This window comes from Acinetobacter sp. 789_lipA, assembly GCF_058242845.1.
Map to the genome: position 1 here is coordinate 2,538,274 of NZ_JBZAYS010000001.1, position 20,117 is coordinate 2,558,390.

At 40.4% G+C, this 20,117-nt stretch carries 22 protein-coding genes; 13 read left to right on the top strand and 9 right to left on the bottom strand.

Features of this window, described 5'->3' with window-relative positions:
- Positions 1 to 204 precede the first annotated feature (204 nt).
- Both AC4CUZ_RS12345 and AC4CUZ_RS12350 read left to right on the top strand, forming a co-directional pair.
- Complete coding sequence (locus AC4CUZ_RS12345; protein WP_490747661.1) at positions 205 to 1,635, top strand: GGDEF domain-containing protein; 1,431 nt, start codon at positions 205 to 207, stop codon at positions 1,633 to 1,635.
- A 54-nt stretch (positions 1,636 to 1,689) separates the two neighbouring features.
- The gene (locus AC4CUZ_RS12350; protein ID WP_490747662.1) at positions 1,690 to 3,180 is read left to right on the top strand and encodes an amidase; all 1,491 of its coding nucleotides are present in this window, start codon (positions 1,690 to 1,692) and stop codon (positions 3,178 to 3,180) included.
- A gap of 55 nt (positions 3,181 to 3,235) precedes the next feature.
- Here the strand turns inward: AC4CUZ_RS12350 and AC4CUZ_RS12355 are convergent, their stop codons facing one another.
- The 4 genes from AC4CUZ_RS12355 to AC4CUZ_RS12370 form a co-directional block, all read right to left on the bottom strand.
- Positions 3,236 to 4,390, bottom strand: coding sequence for an MFS transporter (locus AC4CUZ_RS12355; protein ID WP_490747663.1), 1,155 nt, complete (start codon positions 4,388 to 4,390; stop codon positions 3,236 to 3,238).
- A gap of 139 nt (positions 4,391 to 4,529) precedes the next feature.
- A complete protein-coding gene (locus tag AC4CUZ_RS12360; protein ID WP_419272007.1) occupies positions 4,530 to 5,291 on the bottom strand; it encodes a 3-oxoacyl-ACP reductase in 762 nt (253 codons plus the stop codon).
- Between the two features lie 175 nt (positions 5,292 to 5,466).
- A complete protein-coding gene (locus tag AC4CUZ_RS12365; protein WP_490747664.1) occupies positions 5,467 to 7,407 on the bottom strand; it encodes an esterase/lipase family protein in 1,941 nt (646 codons plus the stop codon).
- Between the two features lie 133 nt (positions 7,408 to 7,540).
- A complete protein-coding gene (locus AC4CUZ_RS12370; RefSeq protein ID WP_490747665.1) occupies positions 7,541 to 8,620 on the bottom strand; it encodes a zinc-binding metallopeptidase family protein in 1,080 nt (359 codons plus the stop codon).
- A 329-nt stretch (positions 8,621 to 8,949) separates the two neighbouring features.
- Here AC4CUZ_RS12370 and AC4CUZ_RS12375 point away from each other — a divergent pair, with 329 nt between their 5' ends.
- From AC4CUZ_RS12375 to AC4CUZ_RS12390, 4 genes are all read left to right on the top strand, one after another.
- Positions 8,950 to 9,441 carry a hypothetical protein gene (locus AC4CUZ_RS12375; RefSeq protein ID WP_184118758.1) on the top strand — a complete coding sequence of 164 codons (492 nt, stop codon included), beginning with the start codon at positions 8,950 to 8,952 and terminating at the stop codon, positions 9,439 to 9,441.
- 319 nt (positions 9,442 to 9,760) lie between these two features.
- Entirely contained in the window at positions 9,761 to 9,883 is a 123-nt protein-coding gene (locus tag AC4CUZ_RS12380) for a hypothetical protein (RefSeq protein WP_260395253.1), read from the top strand.
- Positions 9,884 to 9,887: 4 nt separating this feature from the next.
- Complete coding sequence (locus AC4CUZ_RS12385) at positions 9,888 to 10,328, top strand: CopG family ribbon-helix-helix protein (protein ID WP_201951485.1); 441 nt, start codon at positions 9,888 to 9,890, stop codon at positions 10,326 to 10,328.
- Positions 10,329 to 10,418: 90 nt separating this feature from the next.
- Entirely contained in the window at positions 10,419 to 11,441 is a 1,023-nt protein-coding gene (locus tag AC4CUZ_RS12390; protein WP_201951482.1) for an ABC transporter substrate-binding protein, read from the top strand.
- Between the two features lie 111 nt (positions 11,442 to 11,552).
- On the opposite strand, the gene AC4CUZ_RS12395 is transcribed toward AC4CUZ_RS12390, so the two are convergent.
- From AC4CUZ_RS12395 to AC4CUZ_RS12415, 5 genes are all read right to left on the bottom strand, one after another.
- Positions 11,553 to 11,882 carry a DMT family transporter gene (locus AC4CUZ_RS12395; RefSeq protein WP_159128315.1) on the bottom strand — a complete coding sequence of 110 codons (330 nt, stop codon included), beginning with the start codon at positions 11,880 to 11,882 and terminating at the stop codon, positions 11,553 to 11,555.
- A 17-nt stretch (positions 11,883 to 11,899) separates the two neighbouring features.
- Positions 11,900 to 12,784 (bottom strand): hypothetical protein, encoded by an 885-nt coding sequence (locus AC4CUZ_RS12400; RefSeq protein ID WP_490747666.1) that lies wholly within the window; start codon positions 12,782 to 12,784, stop codon positions 11,900 to 11,902.
- On the bottom strand, positions 12,781 to 13,791 hold the full coding sequence (locus AC4CUZ_RS12405) for an isopenicillin N synthase family dioxygenase (protein ID WP_125273816.1): 1,011 nt from the start codon (positions 13,789 to 13,791) through the stop codon (positions 12,781 to 12,783). The genes AC4CUZ_RS12400 and AC4CUZ_RS12405 overlap by 4 nt, the downstream gene beginning before the upstream one ends.
- Before the next feature lie 72 nt (positions 13,792 to 13,863).
- Entirely contained in the window at positions 13,864 to 14,760 is an 897-nt protein-coding gene (locus tag AC4CUZ_RS12410) for an ABC transporter ATP-binding protein (RefSeq protein ID WP_114837068.1), read from the bottom strand.
- The gene (locus tag AC4CUZ_RS12415; RefSeq protein WP_114837069.1) at positions 14,760 to 15,704 is read right to left on the bottom strand and encodes an ABC transporter permease; all 945 of its coding nucleotides are present in this window, start codon (positions 15,702 to 15,704) and stop codon (positions 14,760 to 14,762) included. Before AC4CUZ_RS12415 ends, AC4CUZ_RS12410 begins: the two co-directional genes overlap by 1 nt.
- A 185-nt stretch (positions 15,705 to 15,889) precedes the next feature.
- Between AC4CUZ_RS12415 and AC4CUZ_RS12420 the strand changes: the two genes are divergently transcribed.
- The 7 genes from AC4CUZ_RS12420 (at position 15,890) to AC4CUZ_RS12450 (ending at position 20,005) form a co-directional block, all read left to right on the top strand.
- A complete protein-coding gene (locus AC4CUZ_RS12420) occupies positions 15,890 to 16,258 on the top strand; it encodes an immunity protein Imm33 domain-containing protein (protein ID WP_004693046.1) in 369 nt (122 codons plus the stop codon).
- A 3-nt stretch (positions 16,259 to 16,261) separates the two neighbouring features.
- Positions 16,262 to 16,687: a hypothetical protein gene (locus AC4CUZ_RS12425; protein ID WP_490747667.1), complete on the top strand. Its 426-nt coding sequence runs from the start codon at positions 16,262 to 16,264 to the stop codon at positions 16,685 to 16,687.
- A gap of 127 nt (positions 16,688 to 16,814) precedes the next feature.
- Positions 16,815 to 17,066 (top strand): hypothetical protein, encoded by a 252-nt coding sequence (locus AC4CUZ_RS12430; RefSeq protein ID WP_004693049.1) that lies wholly within the window; start codon positions 16,815 to 16,817, stop codon positions 17,064 to 17,066.
- Positions 17,067 to 17,099: 33 nt separating this feature from the next.
- A complete protein-coding gene (locus AC4CUZ_RS12435) occupies positions 17,100 to 17,825 on the top strand; it encodes an ATPase (protein WP_490748070.1) in 726 nt (241 codons plus the stop codon).
- Positions 17,826 to 18,298: 473 nt separating this feature from the next.
- Entirely contained in the window at positions 18,299 to 18,715 is a 417-nt protein-coding gene (locus AC4CUZ_RS12440) for a YeeE/YedE family protein (RefSeq protein WP_078389285.1), read from the top strand.
- A 1-nt stretch (position 18,716) separates the two neighbouring features.
- Entirely contained in the window at positions 18,717 to 19,139 is a 423-nt protein-coding gene (locus AC4CUZ_RS12445; RefSeq protein ID WP_078389286.1) for a DUF6691 family protein, read from the top strand.
- Positions 19,136 to 20,005 carry an MBL fold metallo-hydrolase gene (locus tag AC4CUZ_RS12450; protein ID WP_078389287.1) on the top strand — a complete coding sequence of 290 codons (870 nt, stop codon included), beginning with the start codon at positions 19,136 to 19,138 and terminating at the stop codon, positions 20,003 to 20,005. Before AC4CUZ_RS12445 ends, AC4CUZ_RS12450 begins: the two co-directional genes overlap by 4 nt.
- Positions 20,006 to 20,117: the final 112 nt, after the last annotated feature.

Sequence of the window (20,117 nt, forward strand, 5' to 3'; positions counted from 1 at the left end):
AGTGATATCAGCATTTAATCGTAAATATCTAGATTCAGGATATAAATCAAAAAATCATATTGAAACCATAACGAACAATCGATAGAGTTTATTTAGTAAATATTGTCAATCTGTGATGATTTTCATCAATGCATCGTTTGCAAGCAAAGTGACAGTAGAAAACATGATGTTTAATCATAACTCATGTAAAAATGAGGGAATATTTTGTACGCAGTTAAGCTCACAGAAGTATCGTTGAATTTTAAACAGCATGGCCGAGCATGTTTGATGGTTGCTGCGGTGATTTTTGTCTGCTGTTTGCTTGGGATATTCACTCGGCCGATTGCATATTTCGCTTATTTTTGGCCAGCTAATGCTGTACTGATCGGCTTATTTTTACGGTTTAAGCCACTTAGAAATGTCGGTGGTTGGTTGGGTGCTTTTATTGGTTATATGTTGGCAGACTTAGTCACAGGGAATCATCTTGAGCTGACTTTGGCTTTAACAATCGCCAATTTTATGACGGTAGGCGTGTCTTTATTCTTTATCCATTATTTACAAATTGACTATCGTGCATATAACAAAGGCTTAAATTTTCTTTATCTTTTCTTGGTTTGTGTTTTTCTTGGGTGCTTTTCCAGCGCGATATTTGCCGTTGCTGTCGTTCCGTATATGCCACACACCTTTATGAGCACGCAAGACCTTTGGGCTGAGTTTTATATTTGGTGGACGGGGGAAGTTCTAAATTGTATTTCACTTTTACCCCTCATGTTGACCTTTCCTGCAGCGAAGAAATTAAAGTATCTTTGGAATAACCGTAGACAGTGCGAAACCCAGTTTGTCGATGTTTTACCCTTACTGTCAGTTTTAATTTCTGTGGCGTGTACTCATCTTTTCTTTGGTCCAGGCGCCTTACTTTTTCCTTTAGCAGGGCTGATTTGGGCGGCTTTAAGTTACAACTTATTTTATGTGAGTATCATTAACAGTTTGGTTTGTTTTGTGATGTATCATAGTTTAACGACCTATTATATTTCACGTACAGCAGATAACTTCTTGGCCACTTCTATTTCGGTGCGTATAGGGCTGTGCATGTTGATGATTGCACCTTTGCTTTTATGTATTGTGAGTCGTAATCGTCATGATCTGTATAAAGAAGTGCTCTATCTGGCCAACCACGACCCCTTAACTCATGTGGGAAATCGCCGTTTTTTCTTCACTCAAACTGAAAACTTATTGAAGAAAAATCTGGTTAAGTCGATGAGTATCATTGTGCTGGATATTGATCATTTCAAGAAAATGAACGATCAATATGGTCACTATATTGGTGATGAATTGCTACAAAGCTTTGCCACGACGGTAAAAAGTAATTTACGTGAGCAGGATTTATTTGCACGTATGGGCGGTGAAGAATTTGTGGTGGTGCTAAATAATACCACTGAAATTGAATCACAAATCATTGCAGAACGTATCTGTCGCGCTGTCGCCACTTCAAAAACGCAAGTGGCGCATGCGGTTTTGAGTATGACGGTGAGTCTTGGTGTGGTGCACCAAGTTCTACCAACGAAAAATAGCCTACAGAGCTTGTTAAATCGCGCTGATCGGGCGTTATACCAAGCCAAAACTTTAGGACGCAATCAAGTACAACTTGCCTCATAGGTAAAAATTTAGTAAAAGTATAAAACAATAAAAACTATAGATACTTGGATAAAAATGAATTTTTCTGAATACCTTCGTTATGATGGGCTGGGTTTAGCTGAGTTGGTTGCACAAAAACAAATCCATCCAGCTGAATTATTACAAATTGCAATTGAGCGTAGCCAGCAAACCAATCCTGCTTTAAATGCGATTATTATTCCTATGCATGATTATGCCAAGAACAGAGCACAAAATGCCTTGTCTGGTCCATTTGCAGGTGTGCCATTTTTAGTAAAAGATTTATTTCAAGAATATGCAGGTTATCCAACATCTTATGGCTGTCAAGCATTTAAACGTACAGGCCATATTGCAGAACATAATGCAGAAATTGTAAACCGTTGGGAAAACACAGGCATTTTAACTTTTGGCCGTACCAATACCCCTGAGTTTGGTATCAAAGGCATAACAGAATCAGATGCTTGGGGAGCCTGTCATAATCCTTGGAATTTAAAACATAACAGTGGTGGCTCATCGGGTGGTTCCGCTTCTGCGGTGGCCGCAGGAATTGTTCCGATTGCAGGTGCGGGTGACGGCGGCGGGTCGATTCGAATTCCTGCATCGTATTGCGGTTTATTTGGTTTAAAGCCAAGTCGTGGACGTACGCCGTGGGGCCCAGATATGAGTGAGGCAATGCACGGCGCTGCGATACAGCATGTATTGAGTAAAAGTGTAAGAGACAGTGCAGCGATGTTAGATGCAACGCAGGGTGCAGAGCATAGCTCGTTGTTTAAAATTGAACAGCCCAACCAAAGCTATTTGGCCTGTCTACAGCAGCCTGTAAAAAAACTTAAAATTGCATTTAGTACTCAGTCGCCTATTGGAACCACAGTGTCTAAAGATGCCATTGATGCTGTACACCATACCGCACGTTTGTTGGAGTCTTTAGGGCATACAGTGGTCGAAGCACAACCTGAGATAGATGGTATGTCTTTGGCCAGAGACTTTATCACGACGTGGTTTAGTCAATTTTCTTATATGTTAGAGCAGATCAAGCAACAGGTTCCGACTACAGCAGGAGATTTTGAGCTGGATTCTTTAGCTTTGGCTGCCTTTGGTGCCAAAACGACTGCGTTAGAATATATTCATAATCTGAATAATTGGGGAGTATATGTTACCAAAATGAACCAATTTTTTGATCATTATGATCTTTATCTGACTCCTGCTACAGCTTCAGTCGCACCCAAAAATGGGCAAATTTCTACCCCATCATGGCAAAAACCAATTTTAAAAAGCTTACTAAAAGTCGGCAAAGCACATTTGCTGGCACAAGGAAAACTGGTCGATAAAATTGTGAAAGATAATTTGCGTTGGGTGCCTTTTACTCAGTTAGCTAACATCACTGGCTTACCTGCGATGTCTGTACCTTTGTATTGGAATGCTGACAATCTTCCGCTTGGTTCACAGTTAATTGCACCTTTTGCCCGTGAAGATCTGTTATTACAGTTGGCTAGTCAGCTTGAACAAGCCCAGCCATGGTTTCATAAATATAGTGAAATCAAGGTTTAGAAAGCTGATTAATTAAATTGTTGTAGTTTATGCGGACAGATCAGAAGAGAACTTTTTAAGCTTGAACTTCTTTGGGTAAGTACCGAACAAAACCTAAACCCAGTAGCACAGCACAGCCTGCCAAAATAAAAATAAGTTCGCCTGACAGGCTGTGCCAATAATGTCCTGCAAGAATACTTCCAGACGCTACACCCAGTCCCCACATGGTGCTATATAGGGCTTGACCACGTCCTTGTTGTCCTAAACTAAAGTTTTGGAAAATGATACGCATTGCGATGAGATGAAATAAACCAAAGCTAAAAGCATGGATAGTTTGTGCGAAGAACTGGATCGCGAAGATTTGTGGAAAAGAACCGACCATAAACCATCGTAGCGCCGTGAGGATCAGACAAATAGACACCATGAGTCGCCATGAAAAACGTTTGAAAAAAACGTGAGCAATGGCAAACATAATAATTTCGGCCATGACACCGACAGCCCACAAAAAACCAATTTCTGTGGTTGAGTAACCGGCTTGTTTTAAGAAGTTGCTATAAAAACTATAAAAGGGCGCATGCGAAAAAAGCAGAATAAACTCGATACCGAAAAATGCCGCTACAACGGGTTTTTTTAAAATCGGTAATAATGGCTCGAGCTGCCCTTGTGAATGGGGTGCAGTGGTCGGTTCTTTTATGCTAAATGACCAAATAAAGGCCAAAAAAGAAATACACAGCAATAAAACTGGCAGCATAGAGATGGGTAAAATTTCTAATAAGGCTCCGATACCAAAAACCCCGACAATAAAACCGACCGAGCCCCACTTTCGAACTTTTCCATACAAAGCACTGCGTTGTTCCGCGAGCCAAAATAGAGTTACGCCTTCAAACTGAGCCAGAATGGCGTTTTGGAAGAAGCTAAAGATCAGCATGAGCAGGGCGATCGCCTGAAAGGAGTTTGGAATGATAAAAATCATGAACCAAATACTGGCTTCCATCCACGTTGCGACTCTGACCAAGAGCATCCGTTTCCCTGATTTATCTGCAATCCAGCCCCAAATAAAAGGAGCAAAAAAACGGGTAATAATCGCAATTGAGGACAGGATACCGATTTCACTGTAGTTAAAGCCTTGATCTTCGAGATACAGGCTCCAAAACGGCATGAACGTGCCCACAATGGAATAATAAAAAAAGTAAAAGCCAGCCAGTCGGTGCCGAATGGGAAAAGAAAGCATCGTACTGTATTCCTTGCTAGGGTGAGCAGATTCTGAAGAAGACTTGAATCTAAATAAAGCTTCAAGTCGATGAAGCTTCGAGAATTTTAAAAATGGATTGTTTAATCATGCTTATTCAGAGTTTAGGGATTAAAGCTCATTAGCCTTTGACTAAACCACCATCCACAATCAAGTTTTGACCTGTCACAGCACAAGAATAGGGCGATAAGAACATTAAAATGGCTGAAGCAAATTCCTCAGGTGTAACTACACGACGCAGTGGTGTTGCACTCGCGATGTAATCAAAAACTTCATTGGGTGTACTTTTACTGGCATCGGTGGTTTGCAGTAAACCGCCAGAGAGCATATTGATATTAATGCCGTATTGACCAAGTTCATGTGCAGAGGTACGGGTAAATGCCAACAGTGCTGCCTTCGCCGTGGTGTAGTCATGATAAGGCACCACAGGGTTTTGTACCAGATTGGTTCCGATGTTTACAATGCGCCCAAACTGGTTTTGTTTCATACCTTCAAGCGCTGCTTGGGTTGTATTCAAAGCGGCTTTAACTGCACCTTCAAATTGTTGTTGCATAGTCTCCCAGTGTAGCTCATGAACTTTTGGGCGGGCCTCACCATTAAACTCGAACTGAATGAGCGCATTATTAATCACGGCATTGATATGCTGTCCAAAATGCTGAAAGCTTGCTTCAAACATACTTTTGACTTGAGCATTGTCTGTAACATCAGCTTGGTAGATAAAAACCTGCTCGGGATACTGTTGAACTAAGGTTTGCGCTGCTACTTGGCTGTTCAAATAGTTCACGACTACACGAGCGCCTTCATTGATTAAGGCGTGTGTAATTGCAAGACCTAAACCGCGTGCGCCACCTGTGACCAGTACAACTTGATTTTTAATGTGCATGATATTTCCGAGCAGATAAATGTATGTATTTTTTAGATAAAACAAGTATATCAAAACCTTTCCGGACCTGAGGTTTTACAACTGCTACTTTTCAAATTTTCGATGCTCATTTAGCTGGGTTAGAGTATTCGGATAAAAATCTCTAAGCACAGTAGAACAGTTTTAGCATCACTGATTATTGAGCTTGAGTTTGCTCAAGGTGTAGCCTCAAAATACGACGCAATTCTAATAATGTTTCTGCTTCCTCATGCACCGAATGGTTGCCTTTAATGATTTTTTCAGAGACAGCCTGTTCTAAATGTGAACTGGAATAGGGCACAATACCATCGCTCATGTCATGTGTGTCATTGGTTTGACGGTGATTGCCAATAATAGAATGATAAGGAACTGTGGATACAGGCATGATGTTACTGGTCAAGGCCATAAAGCGCGACTTTGGACTTAAGTCGTCAGGGCCAGATTGCACCATGCCTTTGGTGCTAGAGCTACCATTGAGCTGTATATCCACTTGGTTAAAAAAAGTGATCGACAACTTGACCATTTTTTTCACCAATTCCATGTACCAGCGGTCAGACAGTTCACTGCCACGGTGAGGCGCGGCAATAAAAATTGCACGTCCAATGGGTAAATCAGGATGAAATTGAAAACGTTCTTTGATTACGGGGTATTGTTGTAATCGGGTGTATTGCTCATAGTTTAACAGTGGAATCACTTGCTCAGAAATATCGTTTTCACTAATCAGTAAGCGACTTATGACACCGCCCATACTATGTCCAATCAGCACGGCGTCACTGGCCGAGCGAGAGTTGGGTTGAACTTGTGCAAAGGCTTGTTTAAGTAGCGCATGAATCTGAAAGCGGCTTTCAACAATCGGCATATTGGTTGAATAGAACACCTGCCATACCTGAAAGTTTTCTCGTAAAACTTTATCCCCCAAAATGTTATTGGTCAGATTGACCCAAGTTTCAGGGCTACTGGCGAGACCATGAATAAGCACAATCACTTTTTTATTCGGTTGGTAGGGTTCGAGCATATAGACCTGTGGCGTACGCAATCGCTCAGTTTTATCGAGCAAGGTTAAGTAGCCTGTTGAGCCCAGTTTATTTTCTGCCAGCCAGTAGGCAAAAGGCACAGAATAATTCGCCGTGAGAATGTATTTTTGTTGATGTATGTCTACATACTTTTGCGTATAAGGATTAAACAGCTCAATCTCAAAAACAGCTTTGCCATTAAGCACATCTTCAATAGTGCTTTCCGGGTCTAATGGCTGCGCCGCTGCGGTTACGGACAAATAGCGTGCAGGATGGATATTGGGATTGGTTTGATTTTGATAAAACGATATCGGGTCAAGAATAAAATCATTTTTATGAATAGGGTCCGCTTCAGTCACAACCACAAACTCTGCGCCCAAACCATCTTGACGATTGACTTGATAAAAACCCGAGAAGTTTAAATTATAACTGGATTGAACTCGGTCAATGGTTTTACTTTTCAGTTCAGGATAGTGTTCTAAATTTACAATATATTGACGTTGTTGGACGTTGAGTTGCGCAGGAATTTGATGAAAAGGCTGCGTACGGTACGCCGTGGTAATTAAACGTGACAAAGCGACATTGTAAAAAGTGCGGACATGCATTTGTCTTTGATCAAAAACCCGGGTACTTGGGCTTTCTTGCATTTTAAATAAATACACATAGCTATAGCGTAAACTCTGGTCGAAGGCCTCAAGGCTTTGTTCTAAGCAGTGATTATTTTCACTATGTGGCTGTGCGTGGGTACAGTTGCGTTGTTTTGAGAGCTCTAAAGCTTGGGCTAAATACAGTTCACTTAACGCGGCATAACGCTCATCTGCTGCAATATCCGTTTGTGTGTTTAAGCGCTTTAAACATGTTTCAAATTCAGCGGTGCATTGCTGTGGCGTCAGGCTGAGTAGTTTGAGTAAGCTGGTGGTTTCCGCACTCAATTGGTCGTGGGTTAAGATATTTTCAGACTTGCTACGAATAGCTTGATGGATGTTATTTTCTTTAACTTTGACCAACTGGCAGGCCGGCAGTAAAACAATCGTTAGCCCTAAAATGATTGGTCGCGTGAAAGTATGATGTCTCGTTAAAAGCATAGTTTTTAGCACGGACGTTATTTATATAGGCTAAAGATGTCTTTCATTTTAAGACAATTTCTAACGAGTTACATCCAGATTCGGTCCGATCTTTTGTGTCCCTAGACATAACTTAAGAACGCTTATATTCAGCTTAAGCGATTTGGCGAGCAAAGGCTTTGCCTAAAACATGTTTATGTATAAATCTTAATTTATCGAGGACTGGTCCTGATAGTGTAAAGGGATAAGCATCTTCTAAACCCATACTGCGATTTAACGCATTTAAGTTAAAAGTCAGTGTCATCCACTGTTTGAGTAGTACATCAAAATCTTGAGCGCCAATTGGATTTTCATAAAAGCTTAAGTCATGCGTATCTTTTCGATTGTTACGCACAATTAATCCTGCATAGTACGCGGTTTCCAATGTGTCCATCATGTGTAAATAGTGTGCCCACGTTTCTGCCCAGTCTTCCCAAGGATGTGTGCTGGCATAAGAGCTGACATAAAATTGGTCCCAGTTTTGCGGTGCGCCATCTTCATAGTGGCGTTGTAGTGCTGCGTTATAATCTTGACGCTCATCTCCAAAATACTGACGGAACTCATCGACCAGCTCAGGATGTAGCGATTTAATGAGGTCAAAATAATAATGACCACTTTCATGACGGAAATGCCCCAAAAGCGTACGGTAGTTTTCACCCATTTTAATACGGGTCGTTTCCCTATAGATGACATCTGCTTCACTGGCATTGAGTGTAATGACGCCATTAGCATGTCCTGTCAGCACAGGGTGCTCTGGTTCAGGCATGAGAAAATTAAAACGGAGTCCGTAGCGATCATCATCGTTATATTTGGGCCTTGGCATAAGATTCAGGCGTTGCATTAAATACAGAAAACGCCGTTTAGCATGTTCGAGCCGTGACCAATAGACGATATGATCAGGGTTGTCGAGAGTAGGAATGGTATATGTGAGTACACAAGACTCACAGTAGATGTCGTTGCTCTCTGCGGGAATAACCCAATTACAGACTTGATGATGCTGATAGTTATAACAAGGCTTATAGCGCTTCGTCTGGTATTTTTCATTTAGCGCTAACCAAAGAACAGGGCTATGCTGTTCAAAGCTCCCCATATCTTTTTCTGATGCAATATAACCGAGTGTAGTTTTGCAGCTCACACATTGTGAGTTGGCAAAAAAGACTTGGTTTTGACAGGATGCGCAACTAAAGAATTTCATCGGCGGCTATGTCTTTGGTGAGCTTTTAGAATCAGTATAAAGGATGTTGATTCCCTTCGTCATGTTCTGTCATCTGTTTTGATAGGCTTGCAAAGTTGAGTATTCATTGAGAGCATATTAGAAAGAATACATGTGCTTGGTTAGTAGCGAGCTTTTCAGCAGGTTCTTTTCTTTCATATTTGTATAAAGAGATATAAATTTTAAAATTTATAACCTGAATGAACGAAAAAGCTTGATTTAGGTGCAGATTCGTCAAAAATAGGGACTGGGAAAAATCAAAGCTTCATTTTAGAATTTCAAAGCCTTTTAAGTTTCTGGGAGTAAATATAATGATAACGAACGTATCGCCAAAAAAATGGCTACTCATGAGTTTGGGGGCGATGTTGCTTTCAGGTTGTGCGACAACCTCTACAGACCCAAGTCGTCAAAATGTGGGTACCACAGGTTTACTCATTTGTGCGCAGAATGAGCTTTGTCCAGTGGTTACTGTGAGCTGGAATGAATCAAACAAAGAGCTGCTTAAGTTAAAAATGCATTTGAGTAGTACTTACAATAAATACGACATTCAAAAGGTCGTGTTTACCAATGGACAAAAAAGCCAAACTTTTACTGTCACTGGGCCAACCGAGCATGATCATGTGTTAGGCACAAACCGTTCGACCAATTATATTTTAGCGCCTGTAAATTTGATGAGTAGCTTAAAAGGTACAAATTCGATCAAAATGAATATTTATACAGATCAAGGTATTATCTCTCGATATGTGTATAAAGATGGCGTCTCAGCTCCAATTTTGGGTGAGTTCCAAAAAGTTTATCAATAAAAGAAAAATCGCCATCTGGCGATTTTTTTTGCTTATAAGTGAGAGAAAACTAAAACTTGTGAGGACATAAGAGCTCATGTCCATAAGGTGTTTTGCTTCTAGGGATGTAAACATTCGGCCTTTGACGGATAAAAAGTCAAGCTGAATAGCCCGAAATGCACTTTGATGTATCAATTTTAAAAATATAAATAAATTTTGCACAAAAAATAAACTTTTTAATGTGTTGTTGCTGTCAATCTAATCAAAAAAATTGGCATGTATTCTGCTTAGTTCTAGGTATTACAAAAACCTTTTTTGGTAATACCGAAAGGAGCAGCAAATGTCTAAACAATTCAAAGATGACTTAAATGCATTCTTCATCGTATTTAAACAGTTCGTGGTTGCTATCTTAAGCGCTAGAGCGGGCATTTATATCAAGCAAGATCCATCCGAAAAAGGATAAGCACGTGCCGAAACATAAATTGGCACGGATCAGTATCACTGTGCCTGAACTGACTGTCGATGCATTGGATCAGAAAATTGTTGATCAGCACTATGAAAGCCGTTCTCAAGCAATTGTCGACATGATCAATAAACATCTGATTGCGGATCAGGAGCAACGTAACGCCGTGATGGTGGGGACATTTACCTTGCTCTATGACGCCAGTGTTACGCCACTTAGAGTCCAATTGCTGGACTTACAGCAGCAGTTTTTAGAACAAGTGGTGAGTTCACTGCATATTCAGTTAGATGAGCAAAAAATTCTAGAAGTGATGATTTTGCAGGGCTTAACTACAGAGTTAAAAGCGCTGAGCCAGCAATTCATTGCTTTGAAAGGTGTGATCAAAGGGCATTTGGAACTGATGGATGCGGTGATGCCGCCGATTCCACAAAACGAAGAACAGTGAGCATTGAAAGCTTGACCATGTTCACCGTCCTCAATGGCTCACTCCATACATAGCAAGTTTAAACATTTACAGCATCGGGAAAATTGCATCATGATTAAAAAAGCGTTTTTGTCAGTCTCTATTGTTTCGACTATTTTATTGGCGGGTTGTGATAACACCGCCAAAATTCCTGAAACAAAAAACAGTGCATCTGAGAGCACAGGCACCAAAACCATCACGATTGGCTATAGTGATTGGCCGGGTTTTGTTGCATGGCAGGTGGCAATTGAAAAAGGTTGGCTCAAAGAAGCGGGGCTGAATGTTGAATTTAAATGGTTTGATTATTCATCATCACTTTCTGCTTTTGCAGCCAATCAGCTAGATGCAGTACTGGTGACCAATGGAGATAATCTAGTCACAGCCTCTGGGGGCACTCAAGGTGTCATGATTATGGCGACAGACTATTCCGCAGGTAATGACGTGATTATCGCAAAAGATGGAATTAACAGCATTGCTGATTTAAAAGGCAAAAGTATTGCTACTGAAAAAGGCTTGGTTGACCATCTATTGCTAAGTACAGCACTGACAGATGCAAAAATTAAGACCAGTGATATTAAATTGGTCAATTCTATGACCAATGAGCTTCCACAAGTTTTTGCAAGTCCAGATATTGCTGCAATTGCGGTCTGGCAACCTGTAGCCAATCAAGCGTTGAAGTCTGTTGCAGGGTCTAAAATTATTTATAGTTCTAAAGATAAGCCTGGTTTAATTTATGACACTCTGACTGTGAATATGAGCCATCTTTCTGCCAATAAAGAAGATTGGAAAAAGATGATTCAAGTGTGGGATAAAACAGTCAAATATATTAATGACCCTGCAACACATGAAGATGCCGTGAAAATTATGTCTAACCGTGTTGGAGTCGATCCGAAACAATATGAACAATTTATTGGCGGGACGCATTTACTCGATTTGGCAGCCAATAAAACCGTCTTTAAGAAAGGTTCAGGTTTTGACTCGATTTATGGCTCAAGCTACCACGTAAACAAATTCAACGTTGAAAATGGCATTTATAAAACAGAAATGGATGTTGATGGTGCAATTTACCCAGCTTTGATTGAAGAGTTAAAATAGGACTTCGTAGAAACTAAAAGCCCAAGTTAACTTGGGCTTTTTTGTGTGAGTGTGTTTAAAAAGCAAAGAAAGATCTAATGTTAAATACAGATTAGATTTTAAGGCATGTATTTATAAATGTGTACTTTTAGAAAACACATGAATAATCACGATGCCGATAATCATAAAACTTAAACCAACAACCGCCGCAAAGTCGAGCTGCTGTTTAAAGTAAATCCAACCGACTGTAGAGATCAGGATAATGCCTGCACCTGACCACAGTGCGTAAGCTAGCCCCATAGGGATGGATTTAAACGTTAGACCTAAGAAAAAGAGCGCAATTGCATAACCAATAATAGTTAAAACAATAGGTAAAGGTGCAGTGAAACCATTGGTCGCTTTTAATGCAGAAGTCGCGAGGACTTCTGCAATCACGGCAATCAATAAATAGAGAAAAGCCATAGCTTATTAAAGTTCCCTTACGCAACCACAGTTGCATGATGCATGAGGTGATGTTGTTCTTGTTTCAGCCAATGCTGACTGTCCGCCGTGGTCGATGTTATATTTTGAAAAGTGTATTCAGGTTCATACACATCCACGACGAACACCAGCTGATATGCTTCGCCACCGATCAATTTACGCTGTATAAGGGTTTTAGTATCAACGACTTCAAAACCATCTAGAATGAGTTGTTGTTGAGTCATTTGGGTGCAGCTTGAATATTGAATGAGTTGATCCTGAGTTGAAACTGATACTTCATAGCTTTCAATTTGATTTAAGTCAGAAGGACTTTGCTCCACATAAGAAAGAACCCCTAATGCGTCTACATTCTGTTGAATATGGGGTAAACGTGACTGTGCATATGCCATATGCTCACCGCACATGATGAGACCGCCATCGAGCGAAATTTCTTGTTGCGTGGCAACATGTACAGCTTTGACTAAGTGTAGTCCTAAAAATAAACCCGTACTGGCTTGTTGACGCCAGTCTTCAACATAGGCATTACTGGGTGAAAACTCCAAAATACAATTGCCAATAGTATGTAGAGTTGCTGGCTCAGGCCACTGGGTATGGTTCTGATAATTACTACTTAGCTCCCATGACAGTGATGCATTTTGTGCATCCCAATGCGTATAACCGACCCATGCTTGACGCTCTACGATAGGTGTATCTGTTACTGATTTAAGACGTAGGTCAATGGTGAAACTCTTGGACTGAAACCAATACACAATCGTATTTTCATCGGTCAGGCCATTGTAAAAGCTAATACTTTTACGTCGAAATGCGCCCATTAAATAGGTTGGCACACTACCTGAAGCAGCTGTGATGGGTTTTAGTTGACTTAAAGTTTCAAATAAATTCATGGTGTGTACTCCATGTTTGACTCAGTCAGACCAAAAGAATAAAGTGGAACGGCATTCTTTAAGGCCAACTCACCACTGGCTACACGCTGTTTTAAATAATGAAAGGTTTGAGCCGTTTGATTAAACAAATGTTCTCCACCTGCCAGTGGCGCATATTTAGGTGGCTCATTTGTATTAATCGGTTGGATGACATAGTCATAGTCACAAGAAAAAAATAAAGGGAAGGAATAGCGTTCTTGTTGGACTTTTTTAACCCGATGCTTGGTGGCTAAATATTTACCATTGGACAATATTTCCATCATGTCACCTATGTTCATCACCAAAGTATTTTCAAGTAGAGGAATATCAATCCATTCGCCTTGTTTAGTGAGGACTTGTAAACCGGGCGCTGTGGGTAGTAATAAAGTAAAGCACTCATAGTCGGTATGTGCCCCGATGCCTTCTGCATCTGTCGCTTGAGGGTTATATGGATAGTGAATGAGGCGTAACTGGCTGGGTGCATGTTGAATATGCACATCAAAAAAGTCTTCTTTTTGCTCTAAAGCCAGCGCAAAACAGCGAAATAGTTGATGACCAATCGCTTTTAAGTGCTGATAGTACTGTGAGACATGGCGTTTAAATGCGGGATCATCTGGCCATTGCGTTGGGCCAAGTAAGGGATAATTTAATGCAGACCCTTGATAGTCATAATTCACATCATAAGATTCTTTTAAATCGTAGCTGTTACTCGAAAACTGTTCCTCACCTATAGGCACATAGCCACTATGATTCACCGATTTTCCAATATAGTTTTGCATTTTGAGTGCGTCATCTTGGGCAAAATAGTGCTTCGCGATGTCACATAACTGTGCAAATAATGCAGGTTGAAATTGATCACCTCTAAGGTAGAGAAAGCCAACTTCTTTACAGGCCTGATCAAGCGCTTGAGCAACTTGCATATGGTCATCTAGATTTGGGCTATTTAAAAGGCTGATATCCACCAATGGAAGGACATATTTATCTTGCATGGTAAAATCCTCGCGTTGGCCGTCCAACAGTGCATAAAACCTAAGGGTCGTCCCTCAGGCTAGATCAATGAGTTATTTATGCGTACTAACTTGGGTCATACGTGGAATTTTGGGTAAATCTTCCAGTGCTGGATCGAGTTCTTCTTCTTGTGCATGTACTAAGAAATCGACCCGTTCTCGAAGTTGCTTAAAAGCAGGGCTGGACATCAGTTCAGTGTTTCGTGGACGGGGTAAATCTACTTCAATAATTTCTTTAATTTCCCCAGGATTGGCTTTCAGTGCTACGATACGATCAGCCAGTAAAATAGCCTCATCCATATCATGGGTTACAAAAATGATGGTGATATCAATGTTTTGCCATAAGTCCATTAGGTGTTTTTGCATTTTCTGACGGGTATGCGGGTCAAGCGCACCGAAAGGTTCATCCATCAGTAAAATTTTCGGTTCATTGACTAAAGCACGGGCAATCGCAACACGTTGCTTCATCCCGCCAGACAGTTGATGCGGATATTGGTTTTCATACTTCTCTAAGCCAATAATATTGATCCATTCTCGTGCAGCCGCTTCGGCTGAGGCATGACTTGCACCTTTCATCAGTGGACCAAACATCACATTTTCTTTAACCGATTTCCAAGGAAATAAGGTATAGCCTTGAAACACCATGCCTCGCTCTGGACTAGGGCCTAAAATGGGCTGTCCGTCTACTAGCAATTCGCCACTGCTATATGGGTCTAGACCCGCAACAACACGACTAAAGGTCGATTTTCCGCAACCAGACGGGCCAATCACACAAATAAACTCCCGCTTATGAATTTTCAAATCGAGCTGATTTAAAATCGTGCGTGTGTTTTTACTATGCTGAAAAACTTGACTAAGTTGTTTGGCCTCTAAAATGACAGGACGTTGATAAATGTGATCAAAATATTGACGAGAATTGAACTCCGTCGTTCTTATATCTGTGGTTATCATTATTTTGCTCCCGCTTTCCATTTAAACAGATGTTGTCCGAGTTTCATTAAAATCACATCACAGACCAAGCCAATCACGCCAATAATCAAAATCGCAGCATAGACATTGTCAAAGTTCTGGTAGCGTGCTTGCTGGGTAATAAACCAAGTGATCCCTGTGGTGGTGCCAATCAACTCAGAGACAATCAAGTAGGTCCACGCCCAGCCCAGCAAAACACGTAAATCACGGTAAATATCGGGTAACGCCGCTGGAATGACCACGTGAAACAGACTTTTTGCTTTATTCGTCCCTAGGGTATAACCCGCTTCAATCAGCCCGCGGTCAACCATACGCGTAGTATTGGCAATAATCAGAATTTGCTGAAACAGTGTTCCAATCACGATGATGGCAATTTTTGGTGCATCATTAATGCCTAATATGGCAACAGCCAGTGCACCAAAGGCAGGCGCAGGTAAGTAGCGAAAGAACTCAACAAAGGGTTCAGTGAGCTGGGAAATTTTGTTGGAAAAACCACATAAAATCCCCAATGGAATACCAACGAGTGATGCAATAAAGAAAGCACTGAATACAATTTTGATACTGTGCCAAAGACTTTGATGAAACCATGGTGCATCGGCTTGAGCTGGTGGTGTAGTAAATGCTGTCACTAAGGCTGTCGCAACTTGATGAGGTGCTGGTAAATAAATGGGATTGACCAAATTACCTTGTGGCGGTTCAGTGCCTTTATTGACGGCATTTTGCGCTTCGGCATAGAACACATTTTTGTCTACACGGCTACCGACTTGTAAAAAAGAGACACTGCCAGAGTTGGTAATTTGTACTTGAGGATGCCAAATAAAGGGCAAATAACTCACAGCACACCAAATGAGGATTGGTATTAGAAATGATCCAAAGCCCAGCAATATTTTGCTTTGAGGACTGAGTTCTCGTGCGACATAACCCATAGTTGCTTAGCCCCGATATTACTTTTTTTATAAAACGTAATACTGTTAAGCAAAATGAATGCCACATTTGTAGTGATATTGAGTGTTCACCTATGTGCTAATTGTTTAAATAAAAACAGCCTTTGACCTAAATATGTTTTAAAATGCGCTATCGATAGATTGACGCTCAAAAGGGGCAGCATCGCATGGCACAAAAGTCACAACAATCTGCATTGAATGAATTGATTGCAGAACAAAAACTACTGTGTGAAGAATTTGACTCGGCTTATGTTGAAGTAAAAGGTGATGATGTCGTTGCTGTTGCTGTGCATACTTTGAATCAAGAACCCATTGTCGGTTTACGTAAAAAGCCAGAAACTGAAGAGAATGTCGCTTGGTTTATTTATGGTGGTGAATTGGGTGAAGGACAAGACTTTTTTACAACCATGACTGTACGTGAATTACAAGATATCTTGCCTGATGTACTTCCATATTTGGCTTTAAGTGAAGGTTATCGTTTTATGATTGATGGCGATGACTATGAAGACGTATGGAAAGAAGGCGATGAGTCTTAATACATGAAAAAACAAATATGGACGTTGCTTAGCCTTTCGTTATTTTTATCATCATTTCTATCAACCCTGAGTTATGCAGAAACAACGAAGCTAACTCAGGCACAGTATGATCAGAAGATGGCTGAATATACAGCAACTGTGAATTCAACTAAAACCGTTTTAGATGCAAAAGATAATCCAGCGACAGCAACAGAAATGAAAACCGCATTTTGTCAGCGTATGGATGCATATCATCAAATTGCTGCGCTATCTAAAGCCAATATTGAGTTAAGTACCGCTTCAGTGATGCTGATGGTGGCCAACCGTTATCTTGATCAGCAAGAAAAAAGCCTGACCGATGCAGGGATGAATGAAAGTGCCTTCTGCCCAACGGCTAAAACTTTAAAAGTTGAAGATACGAAACGATTAAAAAGTAAAGTAACCCAATAAGACAGTATGAAATTAGTGTAGATATTAAGATCTAATTTATTGTTTCAGGATGCTGTATAAATAGACAATGTCCTCGATTGTGTTAAGATAAATAAAAATCAACCATCGTTTGAGTAGGAGTTGGTGTATGGCAGCTTATACCGACATTAAAGTAGGCAAATATGAGGATGATATGATTCCTAAACTTGCCATTCATGCTTTTCATGATGCTTTTCAAAAAGCAACCACTCGTTCATCTGTAGTTTATGCAAAAGCAGAGCAGTTGGTTGAACGCGATATTCATGGCAATGAAACTGTTTTACAAGACTTAAGTCATGCTTATGTCGATGTAGGCGTTTTACCGACACTGACACGTAAAAAGAAACACGCAACCGTATAGATTGATATGCCACCTCGACAACCTAGAATAAGAATGTTTGCAGGGCCAAATGGTTCTGGTAAAAGCACTGTTAAAGATTACCTCTTGCCCCAACATATTGGGGCATATTTAAATGCAGATGAACTGGAAAAAAACTTAAGACAGAGTCAACGCATTGATTTATTGCATTATCATCCTTCCTTAAAAGCTTCAGAGTTGGTCACTTTTCTAAAAAGTAAGAAGCGTCCTCAAGGGGGACAGTTCGTGGCCTTACTTGCGCATGAACCAATTGTGCTAGATGAATGGAAGATCGAGTTTAAAACCGAAGAAATTGATTCTTATCTCTGTGCACGCATTATTGACTATATCCGGCTTGAGTTTCTGCGCGTAAAAGTCAGTTTTACTTTTGAGACGGTCATGTCACATATCTCTAAAGTTGAGTTTCTCCGAGAAGCGAAACGTCAGGGTTATAAAACCTATCTATATTATGTCTCAACAGTAGACCCACAAATCAATATTGCTCGGGTCAAGTATCGCGTCAGTGTGGGTGGTCATCCTGTTCCTGAGCAGAAAATTATTGAACGTTACTACCGTAGTATGGATCTGCTCATGCAAGCCATAGAGTGCTGTGATCGAGCCTACTTGTTTGATAACTCTTCTGACGGTATACAAGCGTCTTTTCTTGCAGAAATAGAAGCAGCTGAAACCTTAAAAATGAATGCCGCCGTGTCTAAGCTCCCAAGATGGTTTGCAGAACGCGTACTATCAGAATTCCAATAAACTGCTCAGAAAAAGAGCAGATTATTTTATCCTTTTTCATGTGTCTGCCCGCATAAAAAAATATTCAAAAGTCGCGAATGTGTTTCATAAACCCAGAATAATGATCATGATGTAGAGATGTACCTCTAACTGTATTCAGTTTCTTTAAATGAAAACTATCATGAAATAAAGCGAGAGAAGTTAAGTATTTCTAATCTAAAAAAGGGCTGAATACAAAATCTCTCGGGGATATATTCAAGATTTTTGCATGATTGTGAAGAATAACTATGTAAAAGAAATGCTTTAAGGTGTTATCTAAAAGACTAAAAGCTTCGAGAACGGACGGGTAGTGCCATTCAAATATCTAAAGCTAGATGAAAGGGCCCGTAAACAGTGGTCATAGACGTGCATAGCATCGATAGATACAAAGGGTGCTTGATTATTTTTTAATTAAATATATTATAAAAATATATATTGTTTTAAGGTGCTTACCAATGCATGATTTTGCGTGGTCTTTTATAGGTGGAATATTACTCGGCATCTCAGCCGTTGGATATTTATATACCAATGGACGAATTGCAGGAATCAGTGGTCTGGTCTCTCAAGTTTTAAACTTAAAAGGGATCATAAATACGCCTGCACTGTGGTTTTTATTGGGCCTGTTCATTGTTCCGTTTATATACGCAGCTTTTGTTCAGCCAGAAATCCATATTGAGGCTACACCTTTCATGTTAATTATTGCGGGCGTATTGGTAGGCTTTGGAACTCGCTTAGGCTCTGGTTGTACCAGCGGGCATGGTATTTGTGGTATCAGTCGCTTATCCAAACGTTCAATCATCGCTACAATGAGTTTTTTGTTCGCAGGCTTTATTACTGTGTATGTTGTCCGTCATATGCTTGGAGCAATCTAAAATGAAAAATGTTTGGGCATTCATTTGGGGTGGACTATTTTCAATTGGTCTCATGCTTTCAGGAATGTCGGATCCTGCGAAGGTGATTGGCTTTTTAGATATTTTCGGGCAGTGGGATGCCAGTTTAGCTTTTGTGATGATGGGTGCAATTGCGGTTGCATTTATTCCTTTTCAAAAAGCTGTACGTCAGCCACATCCAAAAACGGTTTATGGTGAAGCCATACAACTTCCTAAAAATACGAAAATCGACAGAAAACTGATCTTCGGAAGTCTGCTATTTGGTATAGGCTGGGGAATTGCGGGAATTTGTCCTGCGCCGAGCTTTACTTTGATTGGACTAGGTTATTTTCAAGCGATCTATTTTATAATTGCGATGTTCGTCGGTGTACTGCTACATCGTAAAGTGATGGAGAGAATGCCATGAAGCAAATTGCTCAAGTAAAAGCATTTTTTGATACAGCGAGCAACACGTTTAGTTATGTGGTGAGTGATCCCGACACTCAGCGCTGCGCCGTGATTGATAGTGTGTTGGACTATGATGCAGCATCGGCAACGACCAAAACAGAGCAGGCCGATTTAATTATTGCTTATATTCAGGAAAATAGCCTAAGCATAGACTGGATTTTAGAAACACATGTGCATGCAGATCATTTAAGTGCTGCACAGTATTTAAAGCAAAAACTAGGTGGAAAAATTGCGATTAGTCATAAGATCGAGATAGTACAACAAACTTTTGGTGAGATTTATCACTTAGATATTAAGAGTTTAAATGCCAAGCAGTCATTTGATTATCTTTTTGCAGATTACGAGACATTTTTGATAGGCAACATAAAAGCATATAATATTCCGACACCAGGGCATACACCTGCGTGTCTCAGTTATGTCATTGGTGATGCTGTTTTTGTGGGGGACACTTTGTTTATGCCTGACTATGGAACGGCACGTTGTGATTTCCCAAAGGGGAGTGCGGCGGCTTTATTTGACTCAGTGAAGACTTTGTACACATTGCCAGATCAAACGCGGATGTTCTTATGTCATGACTACTTACCCGAAAGTCGTGATCAATACCAATATGAGACATCGGTTTATTCGCAAAAGCATGAAAACATTCATATCAATACTACAACGGAAAGGGCCGATTTTGTCGAGATGCGAAACCGCCGTGATGCAACGTTAAGTATGCCAAAATTGATATTACCCGCAATTCAAATCAATATGTTTGCAGGCAAGTTCCCTCAACCAGAAGACAATGGTATTTCTTACTTAAAAATTCCGCTGAATTATTTTTAAAACAGAAAAGTAGCAAGACTTAAAGCATTCGGCATCTTTTCACTTGCTTAAAATCTGATATTAAACAAACATGCACATCATGCTTTTAAATTTAGCCTAAGCAAATATCTCA